The sequence below is a fragment of the Acinetobacter sp. MF4640 genome, from assembly GCF_002018895.1.
Lineage (GTDB): Bacteria > Pseudomonadota > Gammaproteobacteria > Pseudomonadales > Moraxellaceae > Acinetobacter > Acinetobacter johnsonii.
In genome coordinates, this window is record NZ_MVOM01000048.1 from 1 (window position 1) to 14,078 (window position 14,078).

Consider the following 14,078-nt stretch of genomic DNA (forward strand, 5'->3'; position numbering starts at 1 on the left):
TACAACTTCGGCCGCAGACTCAAAACACTCAGGGGCCTGACTCCCTACGAATTCATCTGCAAACAGTGGACAGATGAACCTGAACTTTTTAAAATTGATCCGATCCATCAAATGCCGGGACTAAACACCTAGCCTATTAGATAAATTTTATCAGCCCGAAGCAGGAAAAATTGAGCTCGATGGGATTGATCTACAAGACATCGACACCACTTATTTACGCGATCACATTGGCCTCGTCTTACAGAAAAATCACATTTTCCAAGGCAGTATTTTAGACAATATTCGCTATGGAAAAATCAATGCCACGGATGATGAAGTCTATGCTGCCGCAGAAAAAGCCTCTATTCATGAACAAATTTTGCAGCTACCCGCAGCTTATCAATCCGATGCACTGATGCTCTCAGGCGGGCAACAACAGCGCATTGCACTGGCACGGATGTTCCTCAAAAATCCACCGATTATTTTTCTGGATGAACCGACCGCCAGTCTCGATGCGATTGCTAGCGAGCAAATTAAACAGAGCCTCGATGAGATCAAACAAGGGCGAACGGTGATTATTATTTCGCATAGTTTGTCACAAATTATCGATGCCGATTATACCTATGTCATGAAGGAAGGTTGTATTGCTGAACATGGAGAACATGAAGCGCTGTACCGTCAGGATGGGGTCTATAAGGAAATTTTCGATGCCATGGCCAAGAGCCTCAATATTGAAAAAATTGCCAAGACTTTTGAAGATGATACTGAGGAAGAAACGCATAGCTAATGAATCTCAGGTACAAAAAAAGCTCCCGCAGGAGCTTCTTAAAAATCTAACAATCAAGGCTGTTTTAAGTATGGCCAAGCCGCTTTGAGGTAAATAAACATCGACCATAAAGTCAAAATTACTGCGGTATACAACAATGCATAAGCCAACATTTCAAGCGGCTGCCAATTCAGTAAGAACACGGTAATTGCAATCATTTGAAAAGCAGTTTTATATTTCCCGACCGTAGACACGGCTACATTAGTACGTGCACCCAATTCTGCCATCCATTCACGCAGTGCTGACACCGTAATTTCACGGGAAATAATCACAATCGCCGCAAATGCCATCGAAATTTCTGGTTTCCACTGCACCAACACGATCAGTGCTGCTGCCACCATCAATTTATCCGCAACAGGGTCTAAGAAACGCCCAAATGCAGAGGTCTGATTTAAAGTCCGCGCCAAATAACCATCGAACCAATCTGTCACCGCTGCAACGACAAAAATAGACGTCAACAAAATATGACGAGACATACTTACCGCTTGTTCAGCGATACCCATTACAGGGGGCCAATAGGCCACCAACAAAAAGACCGGAATTAAGGCAATACGCGCCAAGGTCAAGATATTAGGAATATTCAGGATGCGACCTGTAGTCATAAACACCGCCCGTTGTTTCCCTCATGTACGATGAAAATGCACACTTTTTTGAGGTTTAATCCATCGTTAATAGCGCCCACTTTATACGAATTGACCTAAGGTGTCACTAGGCAAACACGGTAACTGTTTGACGCGAAATTGCAATTAAACGATTCTGATCATCCCACAAATAGGCGGCTTCGGTGGAATATCCATCCGCAGCATATTGCGTTTCAACGTGGTATTTCATCCAATCGTGTAACTGATTTTTCAGCGGATGCACATAGGTCAAATGCCATGTTAGCGAACTGGCAGGTGCCATACTTTTAAACATCGGTAGCACCCCTGGTGGCCAAATGTCCATCGACACCATGAGGTCGGCTACGGTCATGTCTCGATTTTCATGTAAGTCTGGATTAAAGCGATACCAGCCAGAAAAGTCAGGCTTTGGGCTGGCTGTACACGGATGCTGCCCTGTCACCCAAACCATATCCAGCTGCTTAAAACACTCAGGTGCAAGCGGGTGATGCGGCGCTGTTGTAAGACCATCAACCGATGGAAACGCGGGTGCTACAGGTTCTTGATGCACATGGATACTCGATTCACGCTGTGTCCCGAAGCTTGCCACCAAAATACTTTGAACTGCATCATCTTGCCATAAACGCACTTCCAAGGTCGTAACCGACTTGCCTTGACGTAGAATCTCGCTGGTTAAACGAACTTTGGCCTGTTGTACTGGGCCAACAAAAGTCACGCTACAACTGAGTAAATGCTTCGTGTCATCGGCAAGAGTCAACAATGCTTTTTGCATCATTAAACCTGCGACCAGTCCACCATAAATCGTGCGTCCTTGTAACCAGCCTGTAGGAATATCAATCCATTCTTGTTCTGCTAAAGCCTGATAACTGTGTTGAAGCGACATGTGGCATCCTTGTTTTAAATTCCGTCTATATCTTTACAACACAATTCAACCAATGTGAATGATCAATGACCCATGGGTCAATAAGCACTTTTGCCATCGCAGTAGATGCGGTTCTACTCATGCAAAACTTTATAAATAGTACGGGCCATCACTTCGCCCAAACCAGGGACTCCGGTTAAGTCTTTCTCGGAGGCCTTTAACACCCCTTGAATCCCGCCAAAGTGCGTCAACAAATCGCGGCGGCGTTTCGGCCCCAAACCTGGAATTACTTCCAAAATCGATGAACCCCGTTTTTTATCGCGTTTGGCTCGGTGCTTGGTTATCGCAAAGCGATGCGCCTCATCACGCACCTGTTGAATCAAATGCAACGCTTTATGATCTTCAGGCAACTGAATTTTAGTTCCATCAGTAAAGTGTAGGGTTTCAAGGCCCGGTTTACGCCCCTCGCCTTTTGACACCCCAACCATAAAGGCCTCTAAACCTAGCTCTTGCATGACTTCCATCGCCATATGCAATTGCCCTTTACCACCATCAATCAGCAGTAAATCAGGCAGCATGGCTTTTTTATAACGACGGGTCAGCGCTTGACGCATTGCGGCATAGTCATCACCCGCGGTAATGTCTTGAATTGAAAACTGACGATAATCACGCTTACGAATGCCGCCACTGTCGAATACCACACAGGAAGCCACGGTTTCTTCACCCATGGTATGTGAGATGTCAAAACATTCGATCCGATCAATCGGACGTCCCACCACTTGTTCAAGTTGATGGAAACGCTCATTCAGTTCAAAGTGATTGGCCAATTGCCCTTTGATTGCATGCTGCACATTCATCTGTGCCAGCTCTAACCACTCTGCACGTGTCTCACGCACGCTATGTTTAATCTGTACTTTCTTATCAAACTGTTGTTGTAACGCTTGTTCCAGTTCTTTTCGATCGGGCAATTCGACATTTACAATCACCTCACTGGGTACTTCATCCGCCACTTGGAAATAAAAGTTCGCTATGAAGTCGGCCAGCATTTGCCCCAAACCCTCTCCGAGCATATCTGGAAAATAACTTTTACCTCCGAGCATTTTGCCGTTGCGCACATGCATGATCTGCACACAGGTTACCCCTGCCTGATAGGCAATCGCTAAAATATCGGCCTCACCTTTGAGCTTATAAATAGCTTGTTGAGACTGGACATCCCGCAACAGCGCCATACGGTCACGGTAAAACACCGCTTTTTCAAATTCTAGGGCTTCGGCCGCTTGCTCCATTTTCGCAATCAGTTCTTGATTCAGCTCTTTGGTATCCCCTTGTAAAAAACGAATCGAGTTATCGACATCATTTTTATACTCTTCAGGGCTAATGAGTCCCACACACGGCGCTGAACAACGTTTAATTTGATACTGCAAACAAGGACGCTTACGCTGTGAAAAATAGCTATTTTCACACTGACGAACATTAAACAGCTTTTGCAAAACCAACAAAGTATCCCGTGCATTATAAGCGCTCGGATACGGCCCAAAAAACTTTCCGACTTGGTGTTTGCCTTTGCCTCGACCCGATGCAATCCGTGGATACGGTTTGTCGGCAGAGACAAAGATATACACATAGGACTTATCGTCCCTGAGCATGATGTTATAGGGTGGACGGTGCAGCTTAATCAGGTTTTGTTCAAGCAGCAGTGCTTCAGTTTCGGAACGAACAACTAAGGTTTCGATGTCATAAATACGCGCCACCAAAGCCTGCGTCTTCGGGTGCTCAATAGTTTTGACAAAATAACTCGAGACACGATTTTTTAAATTTTTCGCTTTGCCCACATACAGCAGTTCACCGTCTTTGCCGAGCATGCGATAAACGCCCGGCAGTGTGGTCATATTGGCTAAAATTTTTTCGATATGTTCTCGTGCGTTTTCGTTCACAGGGTTCCCTAATTTTCTCGGCTCGTCGTCAACTGCTTTGCTTAGGCTTAGCCTTTGATCTGTCTTTTAGATTGGGCATGTCTGACGCATTTCAAGCACATGAAAGTGCATTTCAAAACCAGTCTAGCTGGCAAAAGACATTGATGCTGAGGCTGAAGGCTTACTCCAGATCCATCGCTTCAAAATCGATCCGTTCAAACACACCTTGTTCATTGCGGGCAAAGTGGCTTCCTGCAGGTGCATTTAAGTGAGCAATGATGTCCGCATCATAATTGGCAATCACATTGACCTCATAAAGACCTAAGTTTTCAGGGTCTTCAATATAGTCATCTCCTTCTTCACCCGATAAAAACACCCAACCACTTTCATCGCTAGATTGTGCTTCTTCACGGTACATATAGGCCACTTTTAGGCCTTGCACCGTAATCATATCTGAAGCGATACAACTTCCCATATGCGGCACTAAAGTTTGAATTTGTGTCGGACTCAATTGATACGACTTCATAAGCATATCCTTCAACGGCAAGTAGACGTTTTGCAAGTAGAGGTTTGGGGGGATGAACAGAACTCAAGTTTATTTTACTTTAGTCTTCACGGCATATTTGAGCAAGGCTTTCACTCGCTTAGGCCCGTAAAGCATACAACTTGCCTAAGACTGTATTTATGACAATTTTAACGCAGCTTTAAACGCTACTTTATCTTTCGGTGACACCAAAATGGTTTTGGTTTGTCCCTCTTTTAAGTATTCAATCTTTAGACGATCTAAGGACAAGGCTGGTGAACTGATGGAATTATCTGTTTCAGAAACAGACTGTATCGCAGTCAAGGGAATGATCCATTTAAAACAGAGACTGCGAATTGTCAGTTGCTCCTGATCGACCACATAGCGGGTACTCCACAGCGGCCACCACAGTAAAACAATAGTCAAAGCATAGACCACAACGAACAAAAGATTTTGCATCAAAATGCCTTTGCCATAGGTGGTCAAAATCAATTGGGCTAACAGGCCTGACATAGCAATAATAAACCCCAAAAACCACCAGTCCATCTTCGAACGAAACTTTTGCACCTTGAAACCTCATGCTTTATCTAAGTTATAAGTTGCGATCTTAAAAATGACACAGATACGCGCTCATGTTGTTTTTAGTTTTAACTGGATAAAGCATAAAGCCATACGTGGTTCGAATCCACTGTGAGCCTTGAAATAAATAGAAAAATCAAAAGGGCAGATAGGCTTCCCCCTTTTCTGCCCAAATAAAAAACGCCCCTCAGGGCGCTTAATGTGCTTTAAAACACATAAGGCCGAACAAAGATCAAAAAGAAAATTCCGAGCATCAGGAACCACTTTAAGAAGTAGTACAATTGACGGTTGGTTTTCTTCAAAGCTTTGGCTTTGATCCGCACTTGATAGACATAACCAAAGACTTTATTCAGCCCACCCGTTTGATCCCCTGCTTCATTTGGAGAACTGGCAGCGGTCATAACTTTTTTACCAAACCAATGGTTAAACTTTTGCATAAAGCGTGTTTTTAAAGGACGCTCGACATCAGCAAAGAAAATAATGCGGTTTTGATCAGTGGTGTTTTCGGCATAGTGAATATAAGTTTCATCAAAGACCACACTTTCACCATCGCGCCATGAATAGCGCTGACCATCCACATCAATAAAGCAGCGGTCATCGTTCGGTGTGATCAGCCCCAAGTGATAACGTAATGAACCCGCATAAGGGTCACGGTGACGAACCAAACGGCTGTCTGGTGCCAGTTCGGTAAACATCGCGGCTTTAATGGTCGGCAAAGTTTGCAGCAACGCCGTCGTTTTTGGACAAAGTTCAGCTGCTGACGGATGCGCAGAGTCATACCATTTCAGATAAAAACGCTTCCAGCCTGTTTTGAAAAAGGAATTAAATCCCAAGTCATCATAACTGCTCGATGCTTTAATTCCGCCTTTTTCATATAAAGCTTTTGCTTCATCACGAATCATTTCCCAGTTTTCATCCAACACTTTTAAATCTTGAAAATGCTGTGTGTCGATATACGGCTGATTCGGCACCTTTGAAAACATGTACATGAGATAGTTAATCGGTGCAAGAATCGTTGAATGATCGAAAAATTGACGATAAAACGAGTGACGAACCTTCCCACGTTGCTGAATATAAAGTGCAGAAAGAATAAAAATCGCCAGAATGATCCACTTAATCATATGAAAACCTGGAAACCAAAGAAAACGAAATAAAAGAAAAAGACCGGTATTCGGTCTAGACTGCAAATTGTAACATAGGCTGCAAAGTACGTCCTATTTCCAGCTTTTCATCACAAGTTTTCATTCTGTTTGGGTTTACCTGCAAGTGTAGCATTGACTAAATTGCCAAAATCGGCGCAAAGGTTGACTTGAAATATAAGGACGCTGTCTAATCGTTTTTTGATCACTCATCCATAAAAAATCTTAAATGAAACAAAAACTTCACTCTATTTAGACCACATCATTTAAAAATACATCATGCAAGCACACGAAATAATTGAATAAAAATAGATGACCCTTGCGTCACGGCTTGATACAACTTGTTATGTTCTTTTTCGATATAGTTATCGTAAGATTGGCGGAGCATAGATGTACGTAGGAATGACGTACTCGCTTCACAACATCAACTTAGAAGTCCTCCAAAATAAAGGAGATCAGGCATGATCCACGCTGGCAATGCCATTACCGTCCAAATGCTTTCGGACGGAATTGCAGAATTCCGCTTTGACTTACAAGGTGAGTCGGTCAACAAATTTAACCGTGCAACGATTGAAGATTTCAAAGCTGCAATTGACGCTGTTAAAGCAAACGGTGACATCAAAGGCTTAATCGTTACTTCGGCTAAATCTACATTTATCGTTGGCGCAGATATTACTGAATTTGGTGCAAACTTCGCTCAAGGCGAACAAGCGATTGTGGATTGGGCATTGCCTGTTCACGACATCTTCAACGCATTTGAAGATTTAGAGATTCCTAAAGTTGCAGCGATCAATGGTATGGCATTGGGCGGCGGCTTTGAAATGTGCCTCGTGTGTGACTATCGTGTGATGTCAGAAGCGGCTCAAGTCGGTCTTCCTGAAATCAAACTGGGCATCTTCCCTGGTTTCGGTGGTACGGTTCGTTTAAGCCGTCTAATTGGTATCGACAATGCAGTTGAATGGATGGCCATGGCTAATCCTAAAAAACCTGCTGCGGCACTGAAAGACGGTGCGGTTGATGCGGTTGTTGCTGCAGACAAACTACAAGACGCGGCAATTGACTTGGTTAAACAAGCCCTTGCTGGCCGTGTAGACTGGAAAGCAAAACGTCAGGAAAAACTTGACCCTGTTAAATTGAACCCAATCGAACAAATGATGGCGTTCAACTCGGCGAAAGGTGCAGTTCTTGCAAAAGCAAATCCTGCTCAATACCCTGCGCCTAAACTTCTTCTTGACTCATTACAAGCAGGTGCAAGCCTTCCACGTAATGAAGCACTTCAAGCTGAAGCGGCTGGTTTTGCAAAAGCAGCCATTACACCACAAGCAAATGCATTAATTGGTCTATTCATCAATGACCAAGTGGTGAAGAAAACTTCGAAGAAATATGAAAAAGGTGCGCACCCTGTAAACCAAGCGGCTGTATTGGGCGCGGGTATCATGGGTGGCGGTATTGCTTACCAAGCGGCAAGCAAAGGCACACCAATCATAATGAAAGACATTGGTAACCCGCAACTTGCTTTGGGTATGAAAGAAGCCAATGGCTTACTGACCAAACAAGTTGAACGTAAGAAGATGAAACCTGCTCAAATGGGTGAAACTCTTGCGCGCATCCGTCCAACTTTAAGCTATGACGAGTTTAAAGAAGTGGACATCGTGATTGAAGCAGTAACTGAAAATCCAAAAGTAAAAGGCATTGTACTTGCTGAAACTGAGAAGAATGTTCGTGACAACACGATCATTGCTTCAAATACTTCAACAATTTCAATCACACGTTTAGCTGAAAACCTACAACGTCCTGAAAACTTTGTCGGTATGCACTTCTTTAACCCAGTACACATGATGCCATTGGTAGAAGTGATCCGTGGCGAGAAGACTTCGGCTGAAGCGATTGCGACCACGGTTGTTCTTGCTCAGAAGATGGGTAAAACACCAATCGTTGTGAACGACTGCCCAGGTTTCCTTGTAAACCGTGTATTGTTCCCTTACTTTGGTGCATTTGACCTTCTATTGAAAGACGGTGCTGACTTCCAACAAGTCGACAAAGTCATGGAAAAATTCGGCTGGCCTATGGGTCCTGCTTACCTAATCGACGTTGTTGGTATCGACACGGGCGTTCACGGTGCAGAAGTCATGGCTGAAGGTTTCCCTGACCGTATGAAGCCAGACTTCAAAGGTTCAATCGAAATCATGTACGAAAACAAACGTTTGGGTCAAAAGAACGACGTTGGTTTCTACAAATACGAACTTGACCGTAAAGGCAAAAAAGCCAAAGTGGTTGATCCAACTGCGTATGAGCTTGTTGCTACTGTGGCAACTGCGGAAAAACGCGAGTTTGATGCTCAAGAAATCATTGACCGTATGATGCTGGCTTTCTGTAACGAAACTGTTCGTTGCCTAGAAGACAACATCGTAGCGACTGCTTCTGAAGCAGACATGGCAATGATTATGGGTGTAGGTTTCCCTCCATTCCGTGGTGGTCCATGCCGTTACATCGACCAAACAGGTGTTGCTGAATATGTTGCACTTTGCGACAAATACGCACACTTAGGTAAGGCTTATGAAGCGCCACAAATGTTGCGTGACATGGCTGCTAACAACAAAAAATTCTACGGTTAAGGAGCAACGTGAATGGCTACTTTAAATCCACGTGACGTTGTCATCGTTGATGGTGTACGTTCAGCAATGGGTAAAACCAAAAACGGTATGTTCCGCAATGTACGTGCTGACAGCTTATCGGCTGAATTGGTTCGTGCTTTAGTTGCTCGTAACCAGTTTGACACCAATGAAGTTGAAGACCTGATCTGGGGCTGTGTAAACCAGACTCTAGAACAAGGTATGAACATTGGCCGTAACATTGGTTTATTGGCTGACCTTCCAAAAACTGTGGCAGGTCAAACAGTTAACCGTCTTTGTGGTTCATCTATGCAAGCGCTGCACACCGCTGCTGCACAGATTGCAACCAACCAAGGTGATATCTTCATCATCGGTGGTGTAGAGCACATGGGTCACGTTGGGATGATGCACGGCATCGACCTCAACCCAGAAGCATCTAAGCACTATGCAAAAGCGTCTAACATGATGGGCTTAACTGCTGAAATGTTAGGTCGTATGAACGGCATTACGCGTGAAGAACAAGATGCGTTCGGTGTTGAGTCTCACCGCCGCGCTTGGGCTGCAACGCAAGAAGGTCGTTTCAAAAATGAAATCGTAGGTGTTGAAGGTCATGATGCCAATGGCTTCAAAATCCTTTGCGACATCGATGAAGTGATTCGTCCAGATGCAAACCTTGAAGCATTCAAAGGTTTACGTCCTGTATTTGACCCGAAAGGCGGTACAGTAACAGCAGCAACGTCTTCAGCTTTGTCTGATGGCGCATCTGCAATGCTACTGATGTCTGCTGAACGTGCTCAAGCTTTAGGTCTTAAGCCACGTGCTGTGATTCGCTCTATGGCGGTTGCAGGCTGTGATGCTGCGATCATGGGTTATGGTCCAGTTCCAGCAACGCAAAAAGCACTTAAACGTGCTGGCTTAAGCATTAGTGACATTCAAACATTTGAATTGAATGAAGCATTTGCTGCACAAGGCTTGTCTGTCATGAAAGGCTTAGGCATTTATGAGAAACAAGACCTGATCAACTTAAACGGTGGTGCGATTGCACTGGGTCATCCATTGGGTTGTTCTGGTGCGCGTATTACCACGACGTTGTTGAACGTGATGGAACAACAAGATACGCAAATTGGTCTTGCGACCATGTGTATCGGTCTTGGTCAAGGTATCGCGACTATTATCGAACGTGTTTAATTTTTAATTAAATACTGAGATAAAAAGAACCCCGCTTAGTGCGGGGTTTTTTATTTAGTGGCTTTTAACTCAAATTTAACATCTGTACTTGTTTTTTCTTTTTCAGCTTTCGGCTTTTTTGATAAATCATATGAAATAAGGCCGGAGCCAAAACAACAAATGAGTAAAAATCCAAATAAAACTACCTTAGTCCAAAGATAACTATTTTCTGATCTTTCTTTATTGAGAGACGTAATCCAAGTTGTTAATAAAACAATTAATCCAGAAAAGCTCAACATTAAGACTGATACAACAAATACAAATAAAGGTAAACTCCCCTCATTCGTAAGCAATTCCACAGCTGCTTTAACCAAGCTCATACCACCAAATAAAGCCACAATAATTGAAGCGAAAATACCTAAGATAGTGACAAATTGAGTAGTTATATCATTCGTTGTTTTTTCGGCTTTTTCAACGCTAACTAAGGCTCTATTCGCCGCACGCCGCGCATCATTTGTTATTTCTTCAACATGTTTTCTTTGAATACATGCTAATAACATATGCTCTGTAAATCGCTTATAACAAGATAAATAGTGCTTTTGATCCCGTTCTGAATGTGGAAATAATTCCGAAACAGAGTTTTCCATTCTTTCTAGAATAGAAGTTCTTGCAAAATCTAAGACCGTACCACTGAATTTGTTTTCATCCTGCCTAAAAATAACTTTTGTGATCTCTGCATATGGCAATCTATAAAATGTTTCCCCAGACTCATCATCAATAAATTTATTATCCATACATAGAAAAATGAAAGACAACATCATACTTCCAACATCTATATCTTTAGCTTCAAAAAAATGAGACCTTATAAAGGTCTCAAGATCAAGTGTTTTTATATTCGTATTTTCTGTCATCTCAAACAACTTTTTTAGAACAATTTAAGATCTCTTCATTTGTGTAAAATAAGTTTGGCTCTCTTTTCAAAATTAGAGACTCAAATTTTTTCCAAGAATCTTCCTGATGAGTCATTTCAACTAAATCAAAAGCATCATGAGAGATTAAGCTACTAACAACTTTATCAATAGTCTCATTAGCTCCTGGTATCTGTTGAATTACAGAATCATCAAACTTTTTATATTCGAATTTTACAGCCCCAGTGGCCTCTACACTCATGATTAATTCTGTCTTTGGAGAGCTGATATGTGAATACCCAAAAGACTTAAATTGATCATATACACTTCTTACTACAGGACCATATTGCCATTTTTCAATTTTTTCAGGAAAAAGGGATAGACCTTTCTCCTTTAGAAAAGTTGCATATGAATAGTAGATAATTTTTTGAAGTTTAACATGGGTTAACTTTTCATCAGGGTGACTCCTAGAAACAAAATCAACTATATAGTTAGCAACATCTAGTGCTTTCATCATCTTATTTACCTCCACCCATTTTTCCCGATCATTAGTCATAGACTAAAAATTAGTGGGTGTATTATCCCTAAATTTTTATTTTAATAAAGCTTAAAAAATATATTTTATATACTTGTTTTTAGCATAAGCATATAAAATTGTCACTGTCAGATATCTAAAATCATTATAAATTAAATGGATAATCGCTGCGCCAATAACGTCGCAAAATGCTGCTTAATCCGATTGCCCTGCTCATCGACTCGATGTAACTCACCTACATTTTCATTATATTTAACAATGTTCCAACCCTCATACAAAGCACTTAACTCTCCTGCTTTAAACGCAAATGGAAAGTCAGGCTGCGCAGGAATATCATCGGTATCCATGGCACACACAATCAAATTCAACCCATTTACATTTGTGGCTTGCTGCATCTGCGCAATCAATGGTTTCACAGTTGGCGCTTCTAAAAACATCATCACCACCGTACAACAAATAAAGTCGTATGTACCTGTAATGCTTGGGTCAGCATTTAAATCACGCTGTTGCACATGAATATTTTGAATGCCTTCGGCATCTATAATTTGCTGTAATTTTTGCAAACTTTGCGGATTCACATCCCAAGCTTCCACTTCAAAGCCCTGCTGGCTTAAGTACAGCGAATTTCTCCCTTGTCCACAGCCGACATCCAAAGCCCGACCACCGTGTAAATACGGCATAGCCGCCAAAATTTCTGAATGCGTGGGTGAAAGCTGATATTTCTTATTAAAATAATCCTGCGGGGTACAGTAAAATTGCAACTGACACTCTATGTCATCGCTGGTCGAAACAATTTTGTGCCATGCTTGAGGCTGAATAAATGGTGGCTGTTGCTGAGGGGTAAATAGATGCTCAGATTGCACTTGACCAGCCTCATCTAAAAAAGCAAAGCTCAGCTCACCTTGATAAATCTTTAGCTTGGCCCACGTGCCTGCTTTGGTATTGTGTTGATTTTTAAACCCTTGCGGAATGGTCTGCGCAGTCCACACAGGCAGTTCTTTATAACAAATCAAGTCTTGCATCAGCCGATTCCCACCCTTGTTATGACGTATTCGCTAGTCCATAGTTTTTATCGAAGCTTGTATGATCATAGCCATTTCAGACTCAAATGAACATTCATTCAGTGACTAGAAACTACAGATAAGTAAGAAATAAAATCCGTCGCTCCCCTACATTGAGCGACTCATAGAACTTTCATGACTTTAAACTTTTGAGCTTTGACGCCTTTTTGAACGTTTTAATGATAGGCTTAAAGACAATAAAAACTCAGCTTAACTATATTTCAAATGAGTCGGAGTCTATCGATGTTTGCATCACCTTTAAAAACCATCATTTGCTTAGGCATCATGGGGACATTATTCACAGGCTGTGCCACCAAAACCCTGATGACCAAAGACAATAAAACCTATACCCGTACCAACAAAGTGACCTTAATCGAAGACCAAGTGGTGGCTTTTGGCAAACCTGCTCAGCCTCTGCCGAATTTACCTGCGCATAGTTTAGTGATTGCAGGGCAACAAAAAAGTTATGTCCTTACCCAAGGTGGGCCTCAATTTGTCAGCTTGATTGGGAAACTGGAGCCGAAAAATATTCAAGTGACCCGAGAACTAAGTTTCTATTCTGAAAAGAATGATGGTCATTTTACGGGAACACTGCCACTGTCTTATGTGAAGCTCAAAGAAGACATCAGCAAGAAAGATCTGGAGTTTTTTATTGAAAATGGCGCGAAGGAATGTTCAAGTTCCAGTGATGAACGCATGTTTGCACAGCGTTTCTGTTTCGAGATAAAACTGGCAGGTGTGGTTTACCCTGCGGCGAACAATTTAACGTCTTTAAAAGCTTTGAGTAAGCCTTATCAGGTGAGCATTTATACCCACCAAGAGGAAAGTTATAAATCGAAGTCGGGCATGAATCCTTTTGAAAAATTAGTGCTGCTACCTTTTGCCGTCGCAATTGATGTGGTCAGCCTACCCTTCCAAGCAGCCGATAAAATTTTTGATTAAGACAATAAAAGCACAGCGCCTAGAACGAATCAGGCGCTGTACTGTTGTGTGAAGGATTTAAATTAAGAGTTCGCCCATCAACCAAGCCATATACTTTTCTTTGTCCATAAAGTCAGGCGCATTGCCCGTATCTAGACTGAAATACTGTTGGTTGAACTGAATCACGATTTGTTCGGTGTGGTGCCAGTCTTCAATCATTTTGAAATATTGGTTGAAGAAAAAACGATTCTTCCCCCAGTTGCTTAAGCGTTCTAATTTTGGATAGTTTTTATTTTCTACAAACTCACTATACACATGCTGAATATCATCAAAAACGTGTATGGTTCTCATGACTCACCTGCCTGCACTGAAAAGTCGTCATCGTTGTGATGCTTTTACTCTAGCAGCCAATTTTGAACAACAGATGACAGCC

13 protein-coding genes and 2 pseudogenes are annotated in these 14,078 nt (G+C 42.3%); 5 read left to right on the top strand and 10 right to left on the bottom strand.

Features of this window, described 5'->3' with window-relative positions:
- A pseudogene (locus tag MF4640_RS19080) lies at positions 1-132 on the top strand (IS481 family transposase); the annotation flags it as partial.
- Positions 131-766: pseudogene (locus MF4640_RS14550) on the top strand (ATP-binding cassette domain-containing protein); the annotation flags it as partial. The pseudogenes MF4640_RS19080 and MF4640_RS14550, both read left to right, overlap by 2 nt.
- Positions 767-819: 53 nt before the next feature.
- Here the strand turns inward: MF4640_RS14550 and pgsA are convergent.
- From pgsA to lpxO, 6 genes are all read right to left on the bottom strand, one after another.
- Positions 820-1,407, bottom strand: coding sequence for a CDP-diacylglycerol--glycerol-3-phosphate 3-phosphatidyltransferase (pgsA, locus tag MF4640_RS14555; protein ID WP_004692729.1), 588 nt, complete (start codon positions 1,405-1,407; stop codon positions 820-822).
- Between the two features lie 106 nt (positions 1,408-1,513).
- Positions 1,514-2,308: a thioesterase family protein gene (locus MF4640_RS14560; RefSeq protein ID WP_005400951.1), complete on the bottom strand. Its 795-nt coding sequence runs from the start codon at positions 2,306-2,308 to the stop codon at positions 1,514-1,516.
- Between the two features lie 113 nt (positions 2,309-2,421).
- Positions 2,422-4,221, bottom strand: coding sequence for an excinuclease ABC subunit UvrC (gene uvrC / locus MF4640_RS14565; RefSeq protein ID WP_010325756.1), 1,800 nt, complete (start codon positions 4,219-4,221; stop codon positions 2,422-2,424).
- Positions 4,222-4,381: 160 nt separating this feature from the next.
- The gene (locus MF4640_RS14570) at positions 4,382-4,726 is read right to left on the bottom strand and encodes a DUF2185 domain-containing protein (protein WP_078390040.1); all 345 of its coding nucleotides are present in this window, start codon (positions 4,724-4,726) and stop codon (positions 4,382-4,384) included.
- Between the two features lie 156 nt (positions 4,727-4,882).
- On the bottom strand, positions 4,883-5,290 hold the full coding sequence (locus MF4640_RS14575) for a PH domain-containing protein (RefSeq protein ID WP_010325754.1): 408 nt from the start codon (positions 5,288-5,290) through the stop codon (positions 4,883-4,885).
- 218 nt (positions 5,291-5,508) lie between these two features.
- The gene (lpxO, locus tag MF4640_RS14580; RefSeq protein WP_078390041.1) at positions 5,509-6,423 is read right to left on the bottom strand and encodes a lipid A hydroxylase LpxO; all 915 of its coding nucleotides are present in this window, start codon (positions 6,421-6,423) and stop codon (positions 5,509-5,511) included.
- 479 nt (positions 6,424-6,902) lie between these two features.
- On the opposite strand from lpxO, the gene fadB reads away from it, so the two are divergent.
- Positions 6,903-9,056, top strand: a complete 2,154-nt coding sequence (gene fadB / locus MF4640_RS14585; protein WP_004978714.1) for a fatty acid oxidation complex subunit alpha FadB — start codon at positions 6,903-6,905, stop codon at positions 9,054-9,056.
- A 12-nt stretch (positions 9,057-9,068) separates the two neighbouring features.
- A complete protein-coding gene (gene fadA / locus MF4640_RS14590) occupies positions 9,069-10,241 on the top strand; it encodes an acetyl-CoA C-acyltransferase FadA (protein WP_078390042.1) in 1,173 nt (390 codons plus the stop codon).
- Positions 10,242-10,291: 50 nt separating this feature from the next.
- Here the strand turns inward: fadA and MF4640_RS14595 are convergent, their stop codons facing one another.
- The 3 genes from MF4640_RS14595 to tehB all read right to left on the bottom strand — a co-directional run bounded on the left by MF4640_RS14595 (position 10,292) and on the right by tehB (position 12,685).
- The gene (locus MF4640_RS14595; protein ID WP_078390043.1) at positions 10,292-11,131 is read right to left on the bottom strand and encodes a hypothetical protein; all 840 of its coding nucleotides are present in this window, start codon (positions 11,129-11,131) and stop codon (positions 10,292-10,294) included.
- A 1-nt stretch (position 11,132) separates the two neighbouring features.
- A complete protein-coding gene (locus MF4640_RS14600) occupies positions 11,133-11,645 on the bottom strand; it encodes a Panacea domain-containing protein (protein ID WP_161944387.1) in 513 nt (170 codons plus the stop codon).
- 170 nt (positions 11,646-11,815) lie between these two features.
- The gene (tehB, locus tag MF4640_RS14605) at positions 11,816-12,685 is read right to left on the bottom strand and encodes an SAM-dependent methyltransferase TehB (RefSeq protein ID WP_078390045.1); all 870 of its coding nucleotides are present in this window, start codon (positions 12,683-12,685) and stop codon (positions 11,816-11,818) included.
- A gap of 282 nt (positions 12,686-12,967) precedes the next feature.
- Between tehB and MF4640_RS14610 the strand changes: the two genes are divergently transcribed.
- Complete coding sequence (locus tag MF4640_RS14610; RefSeq protein WP_078390046.1) at positions 12,968-13,666, top strand: hypothetical protein; 699 nt, start codon at positions 12,968-12,970, stop codon at positions 13,664-13,666.
- A gap of 57 nt (positions 13,667-13,723) precedes the next feature.
- Here the strand turns inward: MF4640_RS14610 and MF4640_RS14615 are convergent, their stop codons facing one another.
- Complete coding sequence (locus MF4640_RS14615) at positions 13,724-13,996, bottom strand: hypothetical protein (RefSeq protein WP_004692743.1); 273 nt, start codon at positions 13,994-13,996, stop codon at positions 13,724-13,726.
- Between the last annotated feature and the right edge of the window lie 82 nt (positions 13,997-14,078).

Bases quoted from the DNA above. Each gene is read 5' to 3' on its own strand.
- pgsA (WP_004692729.1), bottom strand. From the start codon at position 1,407: ATGACTACAGGTCGCATCCTGAATATTCCTAATATCTTGACCTTGGCG.
- MF4640_RS14560 (WP_005400951.1), bottom strand. From the start codon at position 2,308: ATGTCGCTTCAACACAGTTATCAGGCTTTAGCAGAACAAGAATGGATT.
- MF4640_RS14570 (WP_078390040.1), bottom strand. From the start codon at position 4,726: ATGAAGTCGTATCAATTGAGTCCGACACAAATTCAAACTTTAGTGCCG.
- lpxO (WP_078390041.1), bottom strand. From the start codon at position 6,423: ATGATTAAGTGGATCATTCTGGCGATTTTTATTCTTTCTGCACTTTAT.
- fadB (WP_004978714.1), top strand. From the start codon at position 6,903: ATGATCCACGCTGGCAATGCCATTACCGTCCAAATGCTTTCGGACGGA.
- fadA (WP_078390042.1), top strand. From the start codon at position 9,069: ATGGCTACTTTAAATCCACGTGACGTTGTCATCGTTGATGGTGTACGT.
- MF4640_RS14595 (WP_078390043.1), bottom strand. From the start codon at position 11,131: ATGACAGAAAATACGAATATAAAAACACTTGATCTTGAGACCTTTATA.
- MF4640_RS14600 (WP_161944387.1), bottom strand. From the start codon at position 11,645: ATGATGAAAGCACTAGATGTTGCTAACTATATAGTTGATTTTGTTTCT.
- tehB (WP_078390045.1), bottom strand. From the start codon at position 12,685: ATGCAAGACTTGATTTGTTATAAAGAACTGCCTGTGTGGACTGCGCAG.
- MF4640_RS14610 (WP_078390046.1), top strand. From the start codon at position 12,968: ATGTTTGCATCACCTTTAAAAACCATCATTTGCTTAGGCATCATGGGG.
- MF4640_RS14615 (WP_004692743.1), bottom strand. From the start codon at position 13,996: ATGAGAACCATACACGTTTTTGATGATATTCAGCATGTGTATAGTGAG.